The sequence below is a fragment of the Lentzea pudingi genome (assembly GCF_014646255.1).
GTDB classification, from domain to species: Bacteria; Actinomycetota; Actinomycetes; order Mycobacteriales; family Pseudonocardiaceae; genus Lentzea; species Lentzea pudingi.
Genome location: NZ_BMNC01000023.1, coordinates 60,161 through 82,740, shown reverse-complemented (window position 1 = coordinate 82,740; position 22,580 = coordinate 60,161). Strand labels below are relative to the sequence as shown.

Below are 22,580 nucleotides of genomic sequence, written 5' to 3'. Positions count from 1 at the left end.
CCAATTGATCATCTGTGTTGCGACGACCCCTGGAATCCACCTCTGATCAGGGGGCCAGCGCTGCCCGTAGGTAGATGGCACGCCTGTTGCTTTGAGCGGCTGCCGGTTGCGTTGTGAGTTGCGTCGGCGGTGGGGTCCCATCACGAGCCGAGCCAAGAGCGGGCCACATGCCTGAGGAGGTGTCAAGCGGACGAAAAAGCGTGTCCGCTTGACACCTCCTCAGGCATGCAGCAAGTGCTATGGCGCGACTCGTGATGGGACCCCACCGCCCAGTGCGCTTGCTAAAGACGAAAGACGAAAGACAGGACGGCTCGCCTTCGGCATCGCGTGCCATCAGGTGTGTTGGTTTGGTTAGGTCAGGGAGGCGACTTGGTCGCTGACGACTTGGGCTGCTGCTGAGACCAAGGCCGTTACCGCCGGGTTCGTCGAGTTGTCCTGGCGCCAGCCGAACTGCGTGTAGACGCGGAACGTCGGGGACCAGGGCAAGCGGACCAACCTGCCGTCGGCCAGTTCTGAGGACACGGTCACCTCGGGCATCAGGGCGATGCCCAGGCCTGAGGCCACTGCTCGTTTGGCTGCGTCCACCGAGTCCAGTTCCAGGACTGGGGCTCTGGTGTCGTCGTAGCCGAGTGAGTGTTCGAAGAGTTCGTGGTAGCTGGCGCCGTTCTCGGCGCGGATGAGGGTGCTGCTCGTGATGTCGTCCTCGGCCAGGGTCTGGCGTTGGGTGAGCATGTGGTTCGGGCCAGCGACCATCACCAGGGGTTCTGGGCAGAGGACTGTGGTTTCGAGGCCCTCGCGGGGTTCGATCGCGCCGATGAAGAAGGCGCAGTCCAGTTGGCCGTCTCGCACCGAGTTCAGGTTGTTCAGCGCGTTGCGGGAGTGCAGGGAGAGTTGGACCGACGGGTAGCGCCAGCACATGTATTCGATGAGCGGTAGCAGACGGTAGTCGGTCAGGCTCTGTGCGGAGCCGATGATCAGTTTGCCGTGGGGCTCGCCGTTCATCGTGATGGCTTTTCGGGCCTTTTCGGTGAGGTTGATGATGTTTCGTGCGAACGGGAGCAACTCCACGCCTGCCGAGGTCATCTGGATACCTCGGGGGAGGCGCCGGAAAAGGACGACCCCGAGGCCCTCCTCGAGCGCCTTGATGCGGGTGGTGATGGTTGGCTGCGAGCAGTTGAGCGTGGCAGCTGCCTTGGTGAAGCTCCCTGTCTGAACCACGGTCGTGAACGCGAGAAGCTGGCGTGTCTCCATCAGGCGGATCCTCGGGGTAAAACGGTGCGACGACTTTTTCTCGTTCGTTCCCGTGGTCCTGTTACGGATGGTGCGGGAGCAGTAACGCTACCTGCCCTCTGAGCTGCGGTGATTGGTGCTTATGGAGTCAACTTGATCGGTCTGGAAAGCCTGTTTGCGCCGAAAGAGTGAAATTGGAAGCGCCGCCTTCGACGGGCGGTAGTTGGACGACTCTGTTTAGTGAAGCTTTTCGCGAGGCGAACAAAAAAGTGTCGCCACCCGTGGTGGGTGGCGACGCTGGATGCGGGGACGAAGCAGGCGTGTCGCTCGCTTTCGGTCACACGGCTCGCTCAGGCCGCGCAGGCGCCTCCGCCCACGAGGAAGTCGTAGACGACCGGCGGGTTGTCGCCGAGGCGCTGCGTCACCACGAGGTTGAGGCCGGTCGCCAGCTCGTAGGTGGCTGGGAACTGGCTGCTCCACGGGGCGAGCTCGGCCACCGTCATCACCCTGCGCTTGAAGTGCACCGTGGTGGTGCGCTCCTGGCCGTCCGGGGTGGCCTGGTCGCCCGCCTCGACGCCGGGGACGGTGAACTCCACGCGGAAGCCCGAGCCCGGTGCTCGCACCATCTGGCCCCTGGCGTCGCGGAGGTGGAGGCTGAAGTCGGTTTTGCTGCCGTGGCCGTTGGGGTGGTTCGGGTCGAAGTTGCAGAACGACGAGTCGTCCAGGTTGCCGAACGTCATGAACGGCCCGCGGGAATCCGTCAGCGCGAAGGACAACGTGCGTTCCGGGGCGATGTTCTGACCGACGATGCCGGTGCGGAGCTCGTAGTCGATGAACGGGTACTGCGGCGCCACGTCCGGGTCGGACACGTGCACGCCCCAGCCGGCGTGCAGGGCGTTGGGGCCCACCACGTTCTTGTAGAGGGAGATCGACGGGTTCGTCTCGTCGGACGGGCGCCACGTGATCGAGAGGCCCTCGGTCTGGCCGTTGACCGTCAGCGCGTAAGCCGAGGCAGTGGCCACCGGGTCGAGGACCGGAGTGGCCGCCGAGGCCGGTGCGGCGGTGGCCGTGGTGAGCACCACGGCTGTGAACAGGAGCGCGCTCTTGCGCAGCATGTTTCCCCCAGGAACCAAGATGAGCTTCACAACGGCGCGAATGGGCCGTTGTGGAGCGACCGTAGCGAACAGGTCTGACAGCCGCGGTCACCCGAGCCGCGGTTGCCGGTGCCCCCGCCGCGACGGGCGCGGTTCGAGGGACTGAAGCGGGGTGGCGGCGGTCACAGCACGGGTCTCGCCTAGACTCGCTGGGAATCCGGGCGCCCTGGTGGCGGTATCCGGCTGTCTTGCACGTTCTTGTTCGTATCGAGGAGTCCACGTTGAAGAGCACCGTCGAGCACCTGAGCCCGACGAGGGTCCGGATCAACGTCGAGGTGCCGTTCGACGAGCTCAAGTCGAACTTCGACCAGGCGTACCGGAAGCTCGCGAAGCAGGTCCGCATCCCCGGGTTCCGTCCGGGCAAGGCCCCCGCCAAGGTCCTGGAGAACCGCATCGGCCGCGCTCCGGTGCTGGACGAGGTCATCCAGGAGGCCATCCCGGCCAAGTACCTGGAGGCGGTCAACGCGGGTGAGGTGCGCACGCTCGGCCGTCCCGACTTCGAGGTCACCAAGATCGAGGACGGTCAGACCCTCGAGTTCACCGCCGAGGTCGACGTCCGTCCCGAGATCACCGTGCCCGCGTTCGGCGAGCTCGCCGTGACGGTCGACGAGCAGGAGGTCACCGACGAGGACGTGACCACCCAGCTCGACGAGCTCCGCGCTCGCTTCGGCACGCTGACCGGCGTCACCCGCCCGGTCGAGACCGGTGACTTCGTCATCGTCGACCTGTCCGCGACGGTCGACGGCGAAGAGGTCGAGGAGGCCCGCACCAGCGGCCTGTCCTACGAGGTCGGCTCCGGCCAGCTCGTCGAGGGCATCGACGAGGCGCTCGTCGGCGCGTCCGAGGGCGAGACCAAGACCTTCGCCACGACGCTCGTCGCCGGTGAGCACGAGGGCCGCGAGGCCGAGGTCACCGTCGTTCTGAGCAGCGTCAAGGAGCGTCAGCTCCCCGAGCTCGACGACGAGTTCGCGCAGCTCGCCAGCGAGTTCGACACGCTCGACGAGCTCAAGGCCGACCTGCAGACCCGCCTCGCCCGCGTCAAGAAGATGCAGCAGGGCGTGCAGGCGCGCGACAAGGTCCTCGAGGCGCTGCTGGAGACCACCGAGGTCCCGCTGCCCGAGGGCATCGTCCAGGGCGAGATCGACGCGCGCAAGCACGACGCCGTGCACGCCTTCGACCACGACGACGCGAAGTTCGCCGCCTGGCTGACCGAGCAGGGCCAGTCGGAGGAGGAGTTCGACGCCGAGCTCCGCAAGGCGGCCGAGCAGGCCGTCAAGACGCAGCTCGTGCTCGACTCGATCGCCGACGCCGAGCAGGTCACGGTGTCCGACGGCGAGCTGACCGAGCGGATCATCTACCAGGCCCAGCGCTTCGGCATCTCCCCCGACGAGTACGTCAAGCGCGCGCAGCAGTCCGGCCAGCTCGGCGCGATCTTCGCCGACGTCCGCCGGGGCAAGGCGCTCGCGAGCGTCGTGCGCCAGGCCGAGGTGTCCGACTCGAGCGGCGCCAAGCTGGACCTCGACGAGCTCTTCGGCGAGACCAAGTCCGATGAGGACGGCCAGGAGTAGCGACCGAGTCGCTCGTCCCTTCCCCGCGAACGGACGAGCTTCGGAAATACAGCTGATAGCGAACGCGGGCGGTGTCGGGCATCTGACGCCGCCCGCCTTCGTTAAGGTCGATCGCAGAGAGATTTTTGCTTCCAGATTCGTTCCACCTGGAGTTAGGCAGGCAGACGTGACGCAGCACTCCTTCCCGACCCCCGAATTGCGGTCGGCCACCGCCGGGATGAACCTCAACGACTCGGTGTACGAGCGGCTGCTCCGCGAGCGGATCATCGTCCTGGGTTCGCAGGTCGAAGAGGGCATCGCCAACCAGATCACCGCTCAGCTGCTGCTCCTCGCCGCTGAGGACCCCGAGAAGGACATCACGCTTTACATCAACTCGCCGGGTGGTTCCGTCACGGCGGGCATGGCCATCTTCGACACGATGCAGCTGATCCAGCCGGACGTGGCCACGTACGCGATGGGCCTCGCGGCCTCGATGGGGCAGTTCCTGCTCTCCGCGGGCGCGCCCGGCAAGCGCCACGCGCTCCCGCACGCTCGGATCCTCATGCACCAGCCGTCCGCCGGTGTCGGCGGTACGGCCGCGGACATCGCGATCCAGGCGGACATGCTGACGCGCACCAAGCGCGAGATGGCGGAACTCATCGCCGAGCACACCGGCCAGACGCTCGAGACCATCACCCGCGACTCCGACCGCGACCGCTGGTTCACGGCGCAGGAAGCGCTCGAGTACGGCTTCGTCGACAAGGTCGTCACCAGGGCCCAGCCCGTGGGCGACTCGAACAACTGACGTCAGCTAGGAGACCTCAAGTGAGCCAGTTCCACCTGCCGCAGTCGCGGTACGTGCTGCCGTCGTTCGTCGAGCGCACCAGCTATGGCATGAAGGAGTCGAACCCGTACAACAAGCTCTTCGAGGAGCGCATCATCTTCCTCGGCGTGCAGGTTGACGACGCCTCCGCCAACGACGTGATGGCGCAGCTGCTGGTCCTCGAGTCCGAGGACCCGGACCGCGACATCCTGATGTACATCAACTCGCCGGGTGGCTCGTTCACCTCGCTGATGGCCATCTACGACACGATGCAGTTCGTTCGCCCGGACATCCAGACGTACTGCCTCGGCCAGGCCGCCTCGGCCGCCGCGGTGCTGCTGGCCGCCGGCACGCCCGGCAAGCGCCACGCGCTGCCGAACGCGCGAATCCTGATCCACCAGCCCTCCATGGAGGGCGCGTACGGTCAGGTGTCCGACCTGGAGATCCAGTCGAACGAGATCCAGCGCGTGCGCCGCCTGATGGAGTCGACCCTCGCGCGGCACACGAACCGGACGGCGGAGGAGGTTCGCGAGAGCATCGAGCGCGACCGGATTCTGACGGCCGAGGAGGCCAAGGAGTACGGCATCGTCGACACGGTGCTGCCCTACCGCAAGCTTTCCGCCAAGTCCTGAGCGCGGCGTCCTAGGGGCTGGGAAATCTCCCGGCCCCCGGACACCGCGTGCCCACCCGACACGCCGATGTGACCGGGCAACCGGCCTGATCGGCGCGTCGGGGGACGCGGGTCCTCCCCTGAAACGGGGTCGGCCAGGTACCGTCAGGAGAACGGGCTCAGCACCCACAGCCAGTGGGACTGCCACAGCAAGTCAGCAGGCGCACTACAGCAGGTGTGCGCCGGAGGGGACATAGGTCAGCGGTCATGGCGCGTATCGGTGACGGCGGCGACTTGCTGAAGTGCTCTTTCTGCGGAAAGAGTCAAAAGCAGGTGAAGAAGCTCATCGCCGGCCCCGGCGTTTACATCTGCGATGAGTGCATCGATCTCTGCAACGAGATCATCGAGGAGGAGCTGGCCGAAGCCGGCGACGTGAAGCTCGACGAGCTGCCGAAGCCCGCCGAGATCCACGAGTTCCTCGACCAGTACGTCATCGGCCAGAGTGATGCCAAGCGCACCCTCTCCGTCGCCGTCTACAACCACTACAAGCGCATCCAGGCGGGCGACCGCGGGCGCGAGGGTCGTGACGACGGCGTCGAGCTGGCGAAGTCGAACATCCTGATGCTCGGCCCGACGGGGTGCGGCAAGACCTACCTGGCGCAGACCCTCGCGAAGATGCTGAACGTTCCGTTCGCCATCGCCGACGCGACGGCGCTGACGGAAGCCGGGTACGTCGGTGAGGACGTCGAGAACATCCTCCTGAAGCTCATCCAGGCCGCGGACTACGACGTCAAGCGCGCCGAGACGGGCATCATCTACATCGACGAGGTCGACAAGATCGCTCGGAAGAGTGAAAACCCGTCGATCACGCGCGACGTGTCGGGTGAGGGTGTGCAGCAGGCGCTGCTCAAGATCCTCGAGGGCACGACCGCCTCGGTGCCCCCGCAGGGCGGCCGCAAGCACCCGCACCAGGAGTTCATCCAGATCGACACGACGAACGTGCTGTTCATCGTGGCCGGTGCGTTCGCGGGGCTCGAGAAGATCATCCAGGACCGGGTCGGCAAGCGCGGCCTGGGCTTCGGTGCCGAGGTCCGCTCGAAGGCGGAGACGGACTCGGCGGACTACTTCGCCGACTCCATGCCGGAGGACCTGATCAAGTTCGGCCTGATCCCCGAGTTCATCGGGCGTCTGCCGATGGTCGCCTCCGTCACGAACCTCGACAAGCCGTCGCTGGTGATGATCCTCACCGAGCCGAAGAACGCCCTGGTGAAGCAGTACCAGAAGCTCTTCGAGATGGACGGCGTCGAACTCGAGTTCACCAAGACCGCGCTGGAAGCGGTCGCCGACCAGGCGATCCTGCGCGGCACCGGTGCTCGTGGTCTGCGCGCGATCATGGAAGAGGTCCTGCTCCCGGTGATGTACGACATCCCGAGCCGCACGGACGTCGCCAAGGTCGTCATCACCGAGCAGACGGTGAAGGAGAACGTGAACCCGACCATCGTGGCCCGGCAGCCCTCGCGCCGCGAGCGCCGCGAGAAGTCGGCCTAGGTTCGATCGTTCCAGCGAAGGGCGCCCGGGAAACCGGGCGCCCTTCGCTCGTTCCAGCACGGGCGCCGCGACACGCCCCCGCGCGGCCTCGCGGCGAGGCGGTGCCGCGCGCGGCATGCGTGTGGTGGCGCTGTCCGCACGTCTGGTGCCCACCGGTGTGGTGTGCGTGGTGGGGCTCGCGTGTGGTGCTGTCCGCGCGTCTGATGTCGCCGGCACGTTTGGTGCGGCCTGCGTGTGTGTGCTGTCCGCACGCCTGGTGTCGCCGATACGTCTGGTGCCGCCGCGTGTGTGGTGCGGCCCGCAGGCCTGGTGGCGCCCGCGTCGCGTCGCTCGCCGCTTGTTCCCAGCCGGACGCGGGGAGCGCGGGGGTGGTGTCGCGAGTGTGGTGCGGCCCGCGTGTGTGGTGTCGTCCGCACGTGTGGTGCGGCCCGCGTGTGTGGTGTCGTTCGCACGTGCGGTGCGGCCCGCGTGTGTGGTGTCGTCCGCACGTGCGGTGCGGCCCGCGTGTGTCGTGTCGTCCGCACGTGCGGTATCGCCTGCGTGTGGGGTGCTTCCTTGCGCTATACCGCCCACACGTCTGGCGCCTCATACGTAGGTGGCGCCGCCTGCAGCTTTGGTGCCACCTGCGCACGTGGCGCCACCTGCGCGTTTGGGGCCACCCACGCACGCCTGGCTCCACCTGCGCGTCTGACGCCACCGACGTACGAGGTGCCACCTGCGCGTCCGGTGCCGCCCGCACATGTCGCGCAGGCCGTCTCGCGCAGGTCGCCTCGCGCCGCCCCCACCCGGACGTGCGGGAGCGAGGAGACGAGCGGCGCGGGGCGTGCTGCCGGGCGAGGATTCACCGGTGCCGCCTCCCGCCACGCCACTAGGGTGGAGGCATGTCGCTGCCCCACGTGCTCCTGCTTCACGGCTACACCGGTTCCGGCCCCGGCCACTGGCAGCGCTGGCTGGCCCAGACCGTGTCCGAGCACGGCGGCCTTGCGGACATGCCGCACTTCAGCAGTCCCGAGGCGCCCGACCGCGACACGTGGCTCCGCGAGCTCGACACGCACCTCGAAGCGTTGCCCGCCGACCGTGAGCGGGTTGTTGTCGCGCACTCGCTCGGTTGCTACCTCTGGTTGCACCACGCGGCCCGCGAGAACATCGCCCACGTCGACCGGGTGCTGCTCGTCGCTCCGCCCGCGCTGGACCACCCGGAGCCGGCCATCAAGTCGTTCTTCCCGGCCCCGCTCGATCCGGCCGGGTTGCGCCGTGCTGCCACCGACACGCGTCTGGTCGCGGGCGAGGGCGACCCGCACTGTTCGATGCAGGCCGCGAAGGAGCTCGCTGAGGCGTTGCGGATCGAGATCGACGTCGTGCCGGGGGGCGCGCACATCAACATCGACGCGGGTTACGGGGAGTGGCCCGCGGTCCTCAAGTGGGTGCGGTCGAGGACGGTGCCGCTCTCACCGCGCTAGCCATCACTTCCTGGGGGGAACGTGAACGACACAGCAGAGTGGTTGCGACGCAGGCTTCCTGAGCTCGTGGCGGAGCACGGCGTCGGTGCCCAGGTCGCGGTGCTCGCGGACGGCGAGATCCACGACGCGGCCGCCGGCGTGCTCAGCACCGCCACTGGCGAGGTGGTGACCACCGGCTCGTTGTTCCAGATCGCGTCGATCACCAAGGTCTGGACGGCGACGCTCGTCCAGGAGTTGGTGAACGAGGGCAGGCTCGACCTCGACCGCCCGGTGCGCGACGTGCTGGCGGGTTTCCGGCCGGTGATCACGCCGCGGCACCTGCTGACCCACACGTCCGGCATCGACGGCGACCTCTTCCACGACACCGGTTCGGGCGACGACGCGATCGAGGAGTTCGTGGCACGGCTGGCGGACGCGCGGCAGCTCTTCGCGCCGGGCGCGGTGTGGTCGTACTGCAACAGCGGCTTCACCGTCCTCGGCCGGATCGTGGAAGTGTTGCGGGACAAGCCTTTCAACACCGTCCTCGAGGAACGGTTGGCCGCACCGCTCGGGCTCGCGGTCACGACGACCTACGCGCAGGCCACGGCAGCACACGCCGTCGGGCACGAGGACGGACAGCCGGTGACCGATCCGGGACCGGAGTCCGACTGGCCTGCCGGGTCGGCGCTCGCGATGAGTGCACGCGATCTGCTCGCGTTCGCGCGGATGCACCTGGCGACGCCCGCATTCGCGGTGATGCGCGAGCCGCAGGTGTTGTTGCCGGACTTCGGGAACCGCGCCTCGTGGGGCCTCGGCTGGGAGCTGCCGGGCTACTCAGGCGGCGCGGTGATCGGCCACCACGGGAGCAACAGGGGACTGGCGTCGTTCCTGCGGATCGCGCCGGAGAAGGGGGTCGCGGTCGCCCTGCTCACGACCGGCGGCGACGCACGCGCGGTGTTCGACCACGTCATCGACGACGTCTTCAGCGCACTCGCCGGTGTCCGCAGGCCGGAATCGCCGGTGCCACCCGCCGCGCCCGAGCCGGTGGACGAACGCTTCCTCGGCACCTATCGCTGTGCGGGTCACGAAGTCGTTGTCACACAAGCAGATCACGGCCGCGTACTGGTCGATCTCGACGACGACGCGCGAGAGTTCGTTGCCCTGCGTGGCGACGCATTGATCGCCGTGGACGAACCGCACACCGTGCTGGTGTTCGTGAACGACCTGGTGCACTTCGGGCGGGCGGCCGTCCGGACCTGAGAACTCCTGGGGGAGAACCATGATCGATCTGACTGAACTGGTCGAGCGGCACGGCGTTGTCGGCGCCCAAGTCGCCGTGCTGCACAACGGCGAGATCACCGACATGGCAGCAGGTGTGCTGAACAACGTCACCGGCGAGAAGGTGACGACCGACTCCATCTTCCAGATCGGGTCGATCACCAAGGTCTGGACGGCCACGCTCGTGCAGCAACTGGTGAACGAGGGCCTGCTCGACCTCGACCGCCCGGTGCGCGACGTGCTGCCCGACTTCAGGCTCGCCGACGAACAGGCCGCGCGGATCATCACGCCACGGCACCTCCTCACCCACACCGCGGGCTTCCAGGGCGACCTCTTCCACGACACCGGCAACGGCGACGACATGCTGGAGAAGTACGTCGCGCTCCTGGCGGACGCACGGCAGGAGGCGCCACCCGGCGAGCTCTACACGTACTGCAACAGCGGCTACACGTTGCTCGGCCGGATCGTGGAGGTGTTGCGCGGCAAGCCTTTCCGGGTCGTCGTCCGGGAGCGGCTCATCGACGTGCTCGGCCTGCGCACCGCGGTCGCGAGCCACGCCGAGTACGCCACGCAGACCGTCGCCACCGGGCACGTGGGCAAGGATCCGGAGCCCGCGGGCAAGTTCATGGCCGAGGGTGACGCACCGGCGGGCACAACGCTCGCGATGAGCGCGCGGGACCTGCTGGAGTTCGTGCGGATGCACCTCGGCACCAGCGAGTTCGACGCGATGCGCGAGAGCCAGGTCGTGCCACCGAACTTCGCGCAGGGCGGCAGCCAGGGGCTCGGCTGGGCGGTGCACGAGTACGCGGACGGCGTCACCGGCGTCGGCCACACCGGATCGACCCTGGGGTACCGGGCTTACCTGCGCGTGATCCCCGCGGCCGGACTCGCGATCGCCGTGCTCACCAACGGCGGTGAGAGCCTGCCGCTGGCCCGTGCGGTCTTCGAGGAGGTGCTGGGCAGGGAGGGCATCACCCCGCCCGGCCTGCCCACACCACCGCCGTTGCCGGTACCGGTGGACGTGGAACGGGTCGTCGGCGTCTACCGGTCCACCGGGCTGGAACTGCACGTCACCGAAGGCGACGGTGGCAGGGTCAAGCTCCGGTACGTGCGGCTCGACCCCGGCTGGGAGTCGTTCGTCGACGGTGACGAGCACGAGTTCACCGGACTGCGGGACGACGCGCTGATCGCCGTCGACAGCCAGAACGGCTACCACCAGGTGGTCGTCCTCTGTGGACGCGACGAGCAGGACCGGGTGAAGTACCTGCACTGGGGCCGGGCGGCCCAGCGCGTCTAGACAGCGCGCTTCGCGTACTTGGCGAGGAACTGCACGACGTCGGGCGTCACCTTCCGGTACAGCCCGTCGTCGTGGCCGCCGCCCTTGACCGTGCCCACCTCGGGCCGCGCCTCGCGGATGAACCGGCGGGTGCCCTCGATGAACCGGTCGCGGTCGCCGATCCACACGCCGAGCGCGGTCGGGCCGGTGGACCTGATGTGCCGCAACGGGTCGAGCGACGCCCACTCGCCCTCGTCCTTGAACGCACGCCGCTTGGCCATCTCCGGCCACGTCGTGATCAGGCCGGGGGAGATGGCCGCGGCGGCCGCGACCGGGTCGCCGCGCTCGGCTCGGCGTCGCGCGTAGAGCAGCGAGCCGAAGCCGCCCATCGACACACCGGTCACCGCGAACGGGTCGCCGTAGCCGCGTTCCTTGAGCCAGCGCGGGACCTCGTCGAGCAGCATGGCCATCGGGTCGTCGCCGGGGACGTTCTCGTGCCAGTAGCTGTTGCCGCCGTCGACCGCGACGAAGCCGAACGCGGGCACCGAGCCCTTGGCGACGGCGGCGGTCAGGACCTCGGGCAGGTTGCCCACGGGGGCGTGCCTGGCGTCGCCGTTCAGGCCGTGCAGGAGGATCGACATCGGCAGGCCGCGGACGTTCGCGCCGGCCGGGAGGTAGAAGGCGAGGGTGACCTCGCGGTGGCGGGCGGCCGAGTAGACGCGTTCGAAGCGGATCACCGGCTTGGCGGCCGAGGCGGCCCGCACGCGGTCGGTCGTCGCGATCTGCTGCTCGACGGCGCCGGACGACGACACGTACGTCGCGACGCCCATGGCTGTCGCGATGACCACGCCGATCGCCGCGAGGAGGGTGCGGCGGCTGTACCTCGGTTCCCCCATGCTCACCTCATCGCGCGGGCACCGTTCCTCGTTTCCTTCTCAGAGGACGGAACGCACGCGTAAGGAGGACAGTTCCTCACTCGAATAGCCCAGCCACGTCAGCACGTCGTCAGTGTGCGCGCCGAGCGCCGGAACCGCACCCGGCGACCACTCGAACCCGGCCACCGGCGGCGGCAGCATCCGGGCCGTTCCGCCGGGAACCCGCACGTCAACCCACCTGTCGAGCTGCGGGTGGGTGGGCAGTTCGGTGATCGAGCGGGTCAGCGCGGCGGGCACGTCCGCACCGTCCAGGGTGATCAGCAACTCCGCCGCGGTGAGGCCGGAAAACGCCTGTTCGAGCAGCTCCTGCAGCTCCGCGCGGTGCTCGACGCGGGACGCCACTGTGGCGAACCTCTCCTGCGGCGCCAGCCCGATCAGGCCGCACAGCCGCTGCCACTGCCCGTCGTTCTGCACGGCCAGGTGCACGGCGCCGTCCGCGCAGGCCACCGGCCCGTACGGCGCGATGCTCGGGTGGTGCGCGCCCGACCGGGGCGCCGCGGCCCCCGTCCCGGCGGCGTAGAGCATCGGCTGGTGCATCCACTCGGCCATCGCCTCGAAGAGCGACAACCGCAGCCGCACGCCTTCGCCGGTCCGTCCGCGCCGCAGCAACGCCGCCAGCACCGCGGCCTGCAGCTGGACGCCCGCCGCGATGTCCGCGACCGAGATGCCGGCGCGGGCCACCACGTCGCCCTCGCCGGTCAGCGACACCAGCCCGGCCTCGGACTGCACCAGCGCGTCGAACGCCTTGCGGTCCGCGTACGGGCCCTCCCAGCCGTAGCCGGACAGCTCACCGACGATCAGCGCCGGCGGCAGCTCCAGCGCGAGCCGCTCCCACACCCGTGGCGAGAGGTTGCACAGCAGCACGTCCGCCCGCGCGACAAGCCGGTCGAGCACCTCACGGCCGTCCGGGTGGGTGATGTCGAGGGTCACCGACTCCTTGCCGGCGTTCGTCCACGCGAAGTACGACGACACCTCGCCGCACGCCGAGTCGTAGTGGCGCGCGAAATCGCCGGTCCCAGGCCGTTCGACCTTGACGACCCGAGCACCGAGATCGGCCAGCAGCCGCGTCGCGTACGGCACGGCGACGGCCTGCTCCAGGCTCACCACCACGACGCCGTCAAGCGGTCTCAACCACGCGCTCCCCACCGGTGTAGACGTTCATCGAGTCGCCGCGCAGGAAGCCGATCAGGGTCATGCCCTGCTCCTCGGCCAGCTCGACCGCGAGCGACGACGGCGCCGACACCGCCGCGAGCACCGGGATCCCGGCCATCGCGGCCTTCTGCACCAACTCGAACGACGCCCGCCCGGACACCATCAGCACCGCGCCGCGCAACGGCACCAGGTTCTGCAGCACCGCCCAGCCCAGCACCTTGTCGACGGCGTTGTGTCGGCCCACGTCCTCGCGCACGACGAGCAGTTCGCCGTCGACGAACAGCCCTGCCGCGTGCAGCCCGCCGGTGCTCTCGAAGACCTTCTGCCGCTCCCGCAACGCGTCCGGGAAGCCCGTCAGCGCCTCGGGTGTGACCCTCACCTCGTCGAGCGCGGGGGAGTGGCGGGTCTTGAGCTTGACCGCGTCCAGCGCGCCCTTGCCGCACACCCCGCACGACGACGTGGTGTAGAAGTTCCGCTCCACCCCGGTGTCCGGCGGCGGCACGCCCTCGGCCAGCGCGACGTCCAGCACGTTGTAGGTGTTCATCCCGTCCGGCCCGGTGCCCTCGCAGAACCGCGCGATCGAGATGTCCTCGGACGACCCGATGACTCCTTCGCTGAGCAGGAAGCCGTGCGCGAGCTCCACGTCGTGACCGGGCGTGCGCATCGTCACGGCCAAAGCCTTGCCGTTGACCCGCAGCTCCATGGGTTCCTCGGCGGCGAGCGCGTCGATCCTGCGGCGACGACCGCTCGGCGACACCCGTTCGACCGCTCGGCGCACCGTCACTCGGCCCATGTGCACATCTCCTTCGGACCGCTATGTTCCCCACCGACCAGGCTACGTGGGAGGGATTCCGGGGCATGGACGACGTCGTGATCGTGGGAGGCGGCCACAACGGGCTGGTGGCGGCCGCGTACCTCGCACGGGCGGGGAAGTCGGTCAGGGTGCTGGAGAAGCTGCCGCACGTCGGCGGGGCCGCGGTGAGCGCCTCACCCTGGGAGGGCGTCGACGCCCGGCTCTCGCGCTTCTCGTACCTCGTCTCGCTGCTGCCCGACCGGATCGTGTCGGATCTGGGACTGAGGCTGGCGCTGAAGTCTCGTGCCGCGTCCTCGTACACACCGAACGGCAGGGGCGGGCTGCTGGTCGAACGCTCGCCCGGCGAGGCCACGGTGAGGTCGTTCGAGGCCGTCTGCGGGTCGCTCGACGACTGGGAGAAGTGGCAGCGCTGGTACGCCGACCTGGAGCTGATGGCCCAGGCACTGGCCCCGACCCTGCTGGAACCGCTGGTGTCCGCGGAACACCTGCGCGTGCACGTCGACGCGGTGGTGCGCGGCCGGTTGTGGGAGCAGGTCTTCGAACGGCCGCTCGGCGCGACGCTGCAGGAGCTGTTCGACAACAACCTGGTGCGCGGGGTCGTCGCCACGGACGCGTTGATCGGCACGCACTCGTCGCTGCACTCGTTGAGCGCCAACAAGTGCTTCCTCTACCACGTGATCGGCAACGGGACGGGGGAGTGGAAGGTCCCGGTCGGCGGCATGGGCGGGGTCACCGCCGAGCTGGAACGGGTCGCGCGCGAGGCCGGTGCGCGGATCATCACCGGTGCCGAGGTCACGTCCGTCGAGTCGGACGGCAAGACCGCCGCCGTGACGTACGGGGGTGAGACGGCGGAGGCCCGGTTCGTGCTCTCGAACGTGGCGCCGTCGGTGCTGGGACGGTTGCGGGGCAAGGAGGTCCGCGACGCGCCGGGCTGTCAGCTGAAGATCAACATGTTGCTGCGCAGGCTGCCCGAGCTGAGGTCCGGCGTCGACGCGCGGCTGGCGTTCGCCGGCACGTTCCACCTCGACGAGTCCTACGACCAGTTGGAGACCGCGTACCTGGAGAGCGCCGCCGGGCAGGTGCCGTCGGTGCTGCCCGGCGAGATGTACTGCCACTCGCTGACCGACCCGTCGATCCTCGGGCCGTCGCTGCGCGGCCATGAGACGCTGACGCTGTTCGGCCTGCACCTGCCGGCGTCGTTGTTCGAGGGCCGCAACGCCGAGCTGCGCGACGAGCTGGTGGGGCGCTACCTCGACCAGCTCAACGCCCACCTCGTGGAGCCGATCCAGGACTGCCTCGCCGTGGACGCCGCCGGGAACCCGTGCGTCGAGGCGCGCACCCCGCTCGACCTGGAGTCCGAACTGGGGCTGCCGGGCGGCAACATCTTCCACGGCGAGCTCGACTGGCCGTTCGCCGAGACCGACGAGCAGGTCGGCAAGTGGGGCGTGGAGACCGATGTGGACAACGTCCTCGTCTGCGGTGCGGGCTCCCGGCGCGGCGGCGGGGTCAGCGGCATCGGTGGCCACAACGCGGCGCAGGCGGTTCTCGAAGCCCTGTAAGACATTCTTGATGACACCCCGTGTCATCTCTGGTTACAGTTGGCGCCGTGGGGGACTTCTACGGGATCGCCGAGATCGCCGACGCCATGGGGCTCAGCCGGCAGCTGGTGGCCGTCTGGCGCAAGAGACGCTCGCACGGCATTCCCGAGCCGGACGCGGAGCTCGCGTCCGGCCCGATCTGGCGGCGCGAGACGGTCGAGCCGTGGATCGAACGCACGCGCGGCCGGTTGGGTCTCGCGGGCACGCGGGAGTCCGCGAGCAGGAGCCTTCGGCTGCGCACCTGCCGCCGGGTGCTGCGACTGGCGGCGTTGATGCTGGAGGATCCGCAACGGCCGCGCGTGCTCAACGAGGCCGCGGACCAGTTGCGTGACCTGATCCACGAGGTCGACCAGGCCGCGGACGACGTCGTCGGCGCGTTGCTGCGGGAGCTCATCGAGCCCGTGCGCGACCCGGACGTGCCCGCCGAACTGCTGCGAGTGCCGGTCATCGAGTCGTTGCCGCTGGTCACGGCTGTGGCACGCAACTCGCCGGACTGGTGAGCGCCACCTGAGGATTTCTATATCAAGGAACCTTGCTAAAGAGTTCTTGATACGCGTACCGTGGTCTCATGACCGACGCTCCGCTCAGTGATCCCAAAGCGCTTCGGGCGCTGTCGCACCCGTTCCGGTGGAAGCTGATCCAGCTGCTCACCGAGCAGGGGCCACGCACCGCCACGCAGTGCTCCGAGAAGCTGGGCGAGAGCGTCGCGAGCTGCTCGTACCACCTGAACATGCTGGCCAAGTACGGCTTCGTCACCGAGGTCGAGGGCCCTGGCCGGCAGAAGCCGTGGCAGCTCGTCCGCGGTCGCCAGTCCATCTCGCCGGAGGGCCTCGAAGGTGAGGCGGCGATGGCGGCCGAGGCTGCCGCGATGGCCTACCTGGACCAGGAGTTCGAGCGCACTCGTGAGCGCCTGCGTCAGCGCGAGCACCTGCCGGAGGACTGGCGGAAGTCCGTTGGCACGGAGGGGCACATCAAGTTCCTCACCGCCGAGGAGACCGCGTCGTACCTTGCGGAACTGCAAGCGGTGATGAACAAGTACGACGAACGCCGGACCGACGAGTCGCTGCGCCCCGAGAGTGCCAAGCCCGTCAGGGTGTTCCTGAGCCTCACCGTCGCCACCGAATAACGAACCCGAAGGAGATCCGCTGTGTTCTCGCACCACGAAGCGTTTGCTATCGCGAAGTACCGTCAGCAGGACTTCGAGGCCGACGCCGCCGCGCGCCGGCTCGTCAAGAAGACCGAGGAGGTCGCGCCGAAACCCGAACGACGCCGGTTAAAGCTCTTCGTCCGGGTCCGGCACGCGTAGATCAGGCCGCGGCCTCGAGTCGCACGATGACCGACTTCGACGTCGGCGTCCCCGAGATGTCCGCCTTGGAGTCCAGCGGCACCAACGGGTTCGCCTCCGGGAAGTACGTCGCCACACAACCGCGCGCGGTCGAGTAGGAGACGATCCGGAACGCGTCGGCGCGGCGTTCGACGACGCCTGTCGGGTCGTCCTTCCACTCCGAGACGATGTTGACCATCTGGCCGTCGGAGAACCCCAGCGCCGCGATGTCGTCGGGGTTCACGAACACCACACGACGGCCGTCCTTCACGCCGCGGTAGCGGTCGTCCAGGCCGTAGATCGTGGTGTTGTACTGGTCGTGGCTGCGCAGCGTCTGCATCAGCAGCCGGCCCTCGGGGATCTCGATGACCGTCATCTCGTTCGCCGTGAAGTTCGCCTTGCCGGTGACCGTCGCGAACTCCTGCGAGTCACGCGGCGGGTGCGGCAGCACGAAACCGTCGGGCTGACGCACGCGCGTGTTGTAGTCGGTGCAGCCCGGTACGACGCGGGAGATGTGCTCGCGGATGACGTCGTAGTCCTTCTCGAACTCCTCCCACGCCACGGGGTGCGAGGCGCCGAGCGTCTTGCGCGCGAGCCGGCAGACGATCGACACCTCGGACAGCAGTTGCTCCGACGCGGGCGCGAGCCGGCCTCGCGAGCGGTGCACGACCGACATCGAGTCCTCGACCGTCACGAACTGCTCGCCCGAGTGCTGCACGTCGCTCTCGGTGCGTCCCAGCGCGGGCAGGATCAGCGCGGTGCGGCCGTGGACCACGTGCGAGCGGTTGAGCTTCGTGGAGACGTGCACCGTGAGCGAGCACTGCTCCAGCGCCTTCTCGGTCACCGGGGTGTCCGGGGTGGCGCTGACGAAGTTGCCGCCCATGGCGATGAACACCTTGCCGCGGCCGTGGCGCATCGCGTTGATGGCGTCCACGGTGTCGAAGCCGTGCTTGCGCGGCACGGAGATGCCGAACTCGTTCTCCAGCGCCTTCATGAACGGTTCCGGCATCTTCTCGTAGATGCCCATCGTGCGGTCGCCCTGCACGTTCGAGTGGCCGCGCACCGGGCACAGGCCCGCGCCCGGCTTGCCGATCATGCCGCGCAGGAACATGACGTTCGTGATCTCGCGGATCGTCGGCACGCTGTGCTTGTGCTGCGTCAGACCCATCGCCCAGCAGGCGATCGTGGCTTTCGAGTCGACGAACATGCCGGCGACGCGGGTGATCTGCTCGCGGGTCAGGCCGGTCGCGGTGAGCACGCCGTCCCAGTCGAGCTCGCGCAGGCTCTCCGCGTACTCCGCGAACCCGTGCGTCTTGTTCTCGATGAACGTCCTGTCGAGTTTGTCCCACTTCAGCAGCAGGTGACCGATCGCCTGGAACAGCGCCTGGTCACCGCCGACCCTGATCTGCACGAACTCGTCGGACAGCGCGGTGCCCTTGCCGACGACGCCCGCGACGTTCTGCGGGTTCTTGAACCGCATCAGGCCCGCCTCCGGCAGCGGGTTGATCGCGATGATCTTCGCGCCGTTCTTCTTCGCGTCCTCGAGCGCGCTGAGCATGCGCGGGTGGTTCGTGCCGGGGTTCTGGCCGATGACCACGATGAGGTCGGCGAGGTCGAAGTCCTTGATGGACACCGAGCCCTTGCCGATGCCGATCGTCTCGTTGAGCGCCGAGCCGGACGACTCGTGGCACATGTTCGAGCAGTCGGGGAGGTTGTTGGTGCCGAACGAGCGGACCAGCAGCTGGTAGAGGAACGCGGCCTCGTTGCTGGTGCGGCCGGAGGTGTAGAAGATCGCCTCGTCCGGGGACGACAACGCTGTCAGCTCGTCGGCGATCAGCGTGAACGCGTCGTCCCACGCGATCGGTGTGTAATGCGTCGCACCCGGCCTGAGCACCATGGGTTCGGTGAGCCGGCCCTGCTGGCCGAGCCAGTAGTCGGTCTTGCCCTGCAGGCTCTCGACGGAGTGCTCGGCGAAGAACGGGCGCCCGATTCGTCGCTTGGTGGCTTCCTCCGCGACGGCCTTCGCGCCGTTCTCGCAGAACTCCGCCATCTTGCGGTGACCCTGCGGTTCGGGCCACGCGCAACCGGGACAGTCGAAACCTTCACGCTGGTTGAGCAGTCGCAACGTCTTGACCGTGCGCCCGACACCCATCTGCTCGACCGCGCGGTCGAGCGACACGAGCACGCCGGGAATACCCGCCGCCCAGGTCTTGGGGGTGCTGACTTCGAGCGCGGACTCGTCGACGTCGTGCTGCGGGGGCTTGCTGCTCATGCGTCCCATTGTTCGCTGATCGACGTCGGCGCCGCCAGCGCCCCCGAAGAACGCGGCGGCGTCGCCCGTCACGGGCCCCAAGGGGTTGATCGGTCCGTGACGGTCAATTGTGATCGCCGTCACTCGTGCCCGGCACCTCTGAAAGAGTGATCAATCGCAGGTGTTCTCGGTCGGCATCGGCTCGTCCGCGGAGAAGTACCGGCGGTCGTCGGCCACCATCCCCGCACCCGGTTCGAAGGGCTCGGTGAACAGCGGCGCGAGGAACCCGTCCCGTGCCGCCCCGCACGCGATCGAGTAGTGGAACCCCCTGGCGCCGGAGGGCCACAGCCCGTCCGGCGTGACCGTGAACGACACCTGGTGCCTGCTCACCGCGATCATCTCCCGCTGGTCGCGCAGCTTCGCGGGATCCGGCGGCCGGAAGGCATAGGCGAAGACGTAGTCCGTAGTCACGTCCGGGTAGCCGTTCTTCTCGCCCAGAGTCATCCTCCCCGCGACCTTGATGCCGAGCAGGGTCGTGCCGGCCCTGATCCGGGTGGCCCAGCCGGGGAGGTTCCGCGCGATGTCGTCGCGCACCTGCGGCGCGATCATCGTGAGGAAGTGCTCCGGGCGGTGGTCGACGAGCATCGGGAGGTCCACGCGGGACGCGACGAGGGCTTGGCGGACCTGCTCGAACACCAGGTCCCCCGCAGGGGCGACGATCCCCTCCCCGCCGTCGGCCCACTGCTCGGCGGGCGTGCCGGCGAACGGGACCTCCAGGTTGATCGCCGGCGGCGACTCCCGCGACAGGTGCAGCGCGACCAGCACCACGACGATGACGACCAGGGAGATGGCGGACACCGTCTTGTTGTTCACCAGATGACCACGTTCGCGGGCCCGCCGGGGTTGCCCGCCGCGTTAGCAGGTATCTCGTTTCAAGTCGAGACCCCGGCCTCCGTAGACTTCACCGCTGTGACTGAACTCGACACCGCAACCCAGCGTCCCGACCTCCCCGCCGCGTGGACTCCGGCGGAGGTAGAGGCGGAGCTGTACCAGCGGTGGGTCGACCGGCGTTACTTCGAGGCGGACGTCAAGAGCGACAAGCCGCCGTTCACGATCGTCCTGCCCCCGCCGAACGTCACCGGCTCGCTGCACATGGGCCACGCCATGAACCACAGCGTGATGGACGCGCTGTCGAGGCGCCGCCGCATGCAGGGCTACGAGGTGCTGTGGCTGCCGGGCATGGACCACGCCGGCATCGCGACGCAGAACGCCGTCGAGCGCGACCTCGCGAAGCAGGGCCTGTCGCGGCAGGACCTGGGGCGCGAGAAGTTCATCGAGCGCGTCTGGGAGTGGAAAGAGGAGTACGGCGGCAAGATCCTCGACCAGATGAAGAGGCTCGGCGACGGCATCGACTGGTCGCGCGAGCGCTTCACCATGGACGAGGGGCTGTCGCGCGCCGTCCAGACGATCTTCAAGAAGATGTACGACGACGGCCTGATCTACCAGGCCGAGCGGATCATCAACTGGTGCCCGCGCTGCCAGACCGCGCTGTCCGACATCGAGGTCGACCACAGCGAGGACGAGGGCGAGCTCGTCTCGATCCGGTACGGCGACGGGGAGAACTCGATCGTCGTCGCGACCACGCGCGCCGAGACGATGCTGGGTGACACCGCGGTCGCCGTCCACCCGGACGACGAGCGCTACCAGCACCTCATCGGCACCGAGGTCGAGCTGCCGCTGACCGGCCGTCGCATCCCGATCGTCGCGGACGCGCACGTCGACCCGAAGTTCGGCACCGGCGCGGTCAAGGTCACCCCGGCCCACGACCCGAACGACTTCGAGATCGGCCAGCGCCACGGCCTGCCGAACCTCACGATCATGGACGGCCGCGCGACCATCACCGCGCACGGCCCGTTCTTCGGCCTCGACCGCCTCGAAGCGCGTCCGGCGATCGTCGCCGCGTTGCGCGCCGAGGGCCGGATCGTCGCGGAGAAGCGGCCGTACGTCCACTCCGTCGGGCACTGCTCGCGGTGCAACACCGTCGTCGAGCCGCGCCTGTCGCTGCAGTGGTGGGTGAAGGTCGAGAACATCGCCGCGGCCGCGTCCGCCGCCGTCCGCGACGGCCGGACCAAGATCCACCCGGCCGAGCTGAACAAGCGGTACTTCGACTGGACCGACAACCTGCACGACTGGTGCATCTCGCGCCAGCTGTGGTGGGGCCACCGGATCCCGGTCTTCTACGGCCCGGCCGGCGAGGTCGTCTGCGTCGGACCGGACGACGAGATCCCGACCGGTGAGGGCTGGCGTCAGGACGAGGACGTCCTCGACACGTGGTTCTCGTCGGGCCTGTGGCCGTTCTCGACGCTGGGCTGGCCGGAGTCCACTGAGGACCTGAAGAAGTTCTACCCGACGTCCGTCCTCTCGACCGGCTACGACATCCTGTTCTTCTGGGTCGTCCGGATGATGATGTTCGGCCTGTACGCCATGGACGAGGTCCAGCCGTTCAACGACGTCTTCCTGCACGGCCTGATCCGCGACCAGCACGGCAAGAAGATGTCGAAGTCCAAGGGCAACGGCATCGACCCGCTCGACTGGATGGAGCGCTACGGCGCGGACGCCACCCGGTTCACGCTGCTGCGCGGCACGAACCCCGGCTCGGACATGGCCGTCGCCGAGGAGTGGGCCGCGGGTTCCCGCAACTTCACCACGAAGCTGTGGAACGCCACCCGGTTCGCGCTCGCCAACGGCGCGACGGTCGAACGTCCGCTGCCGGCCCGTGACGAGCTGACGGCGGCCGACCGCTGGATCGTCGACGAGCTCGACGCCCTGGTGTCCACTGTGGACACCAACTTCGAGGCGTTCCAGTTCTCCCGTGCCTGCGAGGCGCTGGCCGCCTTCACGCGGGACGAGTTCTGCGACTGGTACCTGGAGATCGCGAAGGTCCAGATCGCGGACGGCCGCGCCGAGGCCACGCAGTCCGTCCTGGGCCACGTCCTCGACACGCTGCTGCGCCTGCTGCACCCGTCGATCCCGTTCATCACCGAGACGCTCTGGACGTCGCTGACCGGCGGCGAGTCGCTCGTGATCGCCGAGTGGCCCAAGCCCTCCGGTGCCGAGCGCGACCTGGACGCGAAGGCCGAGATCGAGGGTCTGAAGAAGCTCGCGACCGAGATCCGGCGCTTCCGTTCCGAGCAGGGCCTCAATCCCGGCCAGAAGGTCGCGGGCAAGGTCCGCGGCGCGTGCTGCGTCGGCCTGGTCGACCAGGTCCCGTCCGTCCGGTCGCTGACCCGCCTGACCGAGCCCGGCGACGAGTTCACCGTCTCCGCGACGCTGGAGGTCGGTCTGCCCAAGGGCGCGGTGAAGGTCGAGCTCGACCTGTCCGGCACGATCGACGTCGTGGCGGAGCGCAAGCGCCTCGCCAAGGACCTGGCCGTCGCGCAGAAGGAGCTTGAGGGCACGACGAAGAAGCTGGGCAACGAGGCGTTCCTCGCCAAGGCGCCCGCCGACGTCAAGGCCAAGATCGAGGAGCGCAAGGCCACCGCCGAGTCCGAGATCGCCCGCATCAACGAGCGCCTGGCCGCGCTGCCGGAGGCGTAAGAAC

General features: G+C 68.7%; 19 protein-coding genes. 12 read left to right on the top strand and 7 right to left on the bottom strand.

What is annotated here, in order from left to right:
• Window positions 1-351 precede the first annotated feature (351 nt).
• Window positions 352-1,251, bottom strand: a complete 900-nt coding sequence (locus tag IEY88_RS40610) for a LysR family transcriptional regulator (protein ID WP_189160229.1) — start codon at window positions 1,249-1,251, stop codon at window positions 352-354.
• 329 nt (window positions 1,252-1,580) lie between these two features.
• Window positions 1,581-2,345: a hypothetical protein gene (locus IEY88_RS40605; protein ID WP_189160228.1), complete on the bottom strand. Its 765-nt coding sequence runs from the start codon at window positions 2,343-2,345 to the stop codon at window positions 1,581-1,583.
• A gap of 260 nt (window positions 2,346-2,605) precedes the next feature.
• On the opposite strand from IEY88_RS40605, the gene tig reads away from it, so the two are divergent.
• The 7 genes from tig to IEY88_RS40570 all read left to right on the top strand — a co-directional run bounded on the left by tig (window position 2,606) and on the right by IEY88_RS40570 (window position 10,926).
• A complete protein-coding gene (gene tig, locus IEY88_RS40600) occupies window positions 2,606-3,952 on the top strand; it encodes a trigger factor (protein WP_189160227.1) in 1,347 nt (448 codons plus the stop codon).
• 166 nt (window positions 3,953-4,118) lie between these two features.
• Entirely contained in the window at window positions 4,119-4,736 is a 618-nt protein-coding gene (locus IEY88_RS40595; RefSeq protein WP_373294278.1) for an ATP-dependent Clp protease proteolytic subunit, read from the top strand.
• A 20-nt stretch (window positions 4,737-4,756) separates the two neighbouring features.
• On the top strand, window positions 4,757-5,386 hold the full coding sequence (locus IEY88_RS40590; RefSeq protein WP_189160226.1) for an ATP-dependent Clp protease proteolytic subunit: 630 nt from the start codon (window positions 4,757-4,759) through the stop codon (window positions 5,384-5,386).
• A 245-nt stretch (window positions 5,387-5,631) separates the two neighbouring features.
• Window positions 5,632-6,912, top strand: a complete 1,281-nt coding sequence (gene clpX, locus IEY88_RS40585) for an ATP-dependent Clp protease ATP-binding subunit ClpX (RefSeq protein ID WP_189160225.1) — start codon at window positions 5,632-5,634, stop codon at window positions 6,910-6,912.
• 881 nt (window positions 6,913-7,793) lie between these two features.
• On the top strand, window positions 7,794-8,372 hold the full coding sequence (locus IEY88_RS40580) for an RBBP9/YdeN family alpha/beta hydrolase (protein ID WP_189160224.1): 579 nt from the start codon (window positions 7,794-7,796) through the stop codon (window positions 8,370-8,372).
• A 21-nt stretch (window positions 8,373-8,393) separates the two neighbouring features.
• The gene (locus IEY88_RS40575; protein ID WP_189160223.1) at window positions 8,394-9,611 is read left to right on the top strand and encodes a serine hydrolase domain-containing protein; all 1,218 of its coding nucleotides are present in this window, start codon (window positions 8,394-8,396) and stop codon (window positions 9,609-9,611) included.
• Window positions 9,612-9,630: 19 nt separating this feature from the next.
• Complete coding sequence (locus IEY88_RS40570; protein ID WP_189160222.1) at window positions 9,631-10,926, top strand: serine hydrolase domain-containing protein; 1,296 nt, start codon at window positions 9,631-9,633, stop codon at window positions 10,924-10,926.
• Here IEY88_RS40570 and IEY88_RS40565 read toward each other — a convergent pair.
• The 3 genes from IEY88_RS40565 to fdhD are packed head-to-tail and all read right to left on the bottom strand — an operon-like array spanning window position 10,923 to window position 13,785.
• Window positions 10,923-11,801 carry an alpha/beta hydrolase gene (locus IEY88_RS40565; protein ID WP_229694216.1) on the bottom strand — a complete coding sequence of 293 codons (879 nt, stop codon included), beginning with the start codon at window positions 11,799-11,801 and terminating at the stop codon, window positions 10,923-10,925. The two genes, IEY88_RS40570 and IEY88_RS40565, sit on opposite strands and share 4 nt — an antisense overlap.
• Before the next feature lie 39 nt (window positions 11,802-11,840).
• Window positions 11,841-12,971, bottom strand: coding sequence for a CaiB/BaiF CoA transferase family protein (locus IEY88_RS40560; protein ID WP_189160221.1), 1,131 nt, complete (start codon window positions 12,969-12,971; stop codon window positions 11,841-11,843).
• On the bottom strand, window positions 12,958-13,785 hold the full coding sequence (gene fdhD / locus IEY88_RS40555) for a formate dehydrogenase accessory sulfurtransferase FdhD (RefSeq protein WP_189160220.1): 828 nt from the start codon (window positions 13,783-13,785) through the stop codon (window positions 12,958-12,960). Before fdhD ends, IEY88_RS40560 begins: the two co-directional genes overlap by 14 nt.
• A 65-nt stretch (window positions 13,786-13,850) precedes the next feature.
• Here fdhD and IEY88_RS40550 point away from each other — a divergent pair, with 65 nt between their 5' ends.
• The 4 genes from IEY88_RS40550 (at window position 13,851) to IEY88_RS40535 (ending at window position 16,710) form a co-directional block, all read left to right on the top strand.
• The gene (locus IEY88_RS40550; protein ID WP_189160219.1) at window positions 13,851-15,365 is read left to right on the top strand and encodes a phytoene desaturase family protein; all 1,515 of its coding nucleotides are present in this window, start codon (window positions 13,851-13,853) and stop codon (window positions 15,363-15,365) included.
• Between the two features lie 47 nt (window positions 15,366-15,412).
• Entirely contained in the window at window positions 15,413-15,904 is a 492-nt protein-coding gene (locus IEY88_RS40545) for a hypothetical protein (RefSeq protein ID WP_189160218.1), read from the top strand.
• Between the two features lie 68 nt (window positions 15,905-15,972).
• Window positions 15,973-16,530 carry an ArsR/SmtB family transcription factor gene (locus IEY88_RS40540; protein WP_189160217.1) on the top strand — a complete coding sequence of 186 codons (558 nt, stop codon included), beginning with the start codon at window positions 15,973-15,975 and terminating at the stop codon, window positions 16,528-16,530.
• A 21-nt stretch (window positions 16,531-16,551) separates the two neighbouring features.
• Window positions 16,552-16,710, top strand: coding sequence for a hypothetical protein (locus IEY88_RS40535; RefSeq protein ID WP_189160216.1), 159 nt, complete (start codon window positions 16,552-16,554; stop codon window positions 16,708-16,710).
• 1 nt (window position 16,711) lies between these two features.
• Here the strand turns inward: IEY88_RS40535 and IEY88_RS40530 are convergent, their stop codons facing one another.
• Together IEY88_RS40530 and IEY88_RS40525 are read right to left on the bottom strand one after the other, a co-directional pair.
• Window positions 16,712-19,000: an FdhF/YdeP family oxidoreductase gene (locus tag IEY88_RS40530; RefSeq protein WP_189160215.1), complete on the bottom strand. Its 2,289-nt coding sequence runs from the start codon at window positions 18,998-19,000 to the stop codon at window positions 16,712-16,714.
• Window positions 19,001-19,150: 150 nt separating this feature from the next.
• The gene (locus IEY88_RS40525) at window positions 19,151-19,852 is read right to left on the bottom strand and encodes a hypothetical protein (protein WP_189160214.1); all 702 of its coding nucleotides are present in this window, start codon (window positions 19,850-19,852) and stop codon (window positions 19,151-19,153) included.
• A gap of 96 nt (window positions 19,853-19,948) precedes the next feature.
• Here IEY88_RS40525 and IEY88_RS40520 point away from each other — a divergent pair, with 96 nt between their 5' ends.
• Entirely contained in the window at window positions 19,949-22,576 is a 2,628-nt protein-coding gene (locus IEY88_RS40520) for a valine--tRNA ligase (RefSeq protein WP_229694215.1), read from the top strand.
• Window positions 22,577-22,580 lie beyond the last annotated feature (4 nt).

What these genes read in the sequence shown, in the direction of transcription:
- clpX (WP_189160225.1), top strand. Translation starts at nt 5,632, where the DNA reads ATGGCGCGTATCGGTGACGGCGGCGACTTGCTGAAGTGCTCTTTCTGC.
- IEY88_RS40540 (WP_189160217.1), top strand. Translation starts at nt 15,973, where the DNA reads ATGACCGACGCTCCGCTCAGTGATCCCAAAGCGCTTCGGGCGCTGTCG.
- IEY88_RS40605 (WP_189160228.1), bottom strand. Translation starts at nt 2,345, where the DNA reads ATGCTGCGCAAGAGCGCGCTCCTGTTCACAGCCGTGGTGCTCACCACG.
- IEY88_RS40565 (WP_229694216.1), bottom strand. Translation starts at nt 11,801, where the DNA reads ATGGGGGAACCGAGGTACAGCCGCCGCACCCTCCTCGCGGCGATCGGC.
- IEY88_RS40550 (WP_189160219.1), top strand. Translation starts at nt 13,851, where the DNA reads ATGGACGACGTCGTGATCGTGGGAGGCGGCCACAACGGGCTGGTGGCG.
- IEY88_RS40580 (WP_189160224.1), top strand. Translation starts at nt 7,794, where the DNA reads ATGTCGCTGCCCCACGTGCTCCTGCTTCACGGCTACACCGGTTCCGGC.
- IEY88_RS40530 (WP_189160215.1), bottom strand. Translation starts at nt 19,000, where the DNA reads ATGAGCAGCAAGCCCCCGCAGCACGACGTCGACGAGTCCGCGCTCGAA.
- IEY88_RS40570 (WP_189160222.1), top strand. Translation starts at nt 9,631, where the DNA reads ATGATCGATCTGACTGAACTGGTCGAGCGGCACGGCGTTGTCGGCGCC.
- fdhD (WP_189160220.1), bottom strand. Translation starts at nt 13,785, where the DNA reads ATGGGCCGAGTGACGGTGCGCCGAGCGGTCGAACGGGTGTCGCCGAGC.
- IEY88_RS40610 (WP_189160229.1), bottom strand. Translation starts at nt 1,251, where the DNA reads ATGGAGACACGCCAGCTTCTCGCGTTCACGACCGTGGTTCAGACAGGG.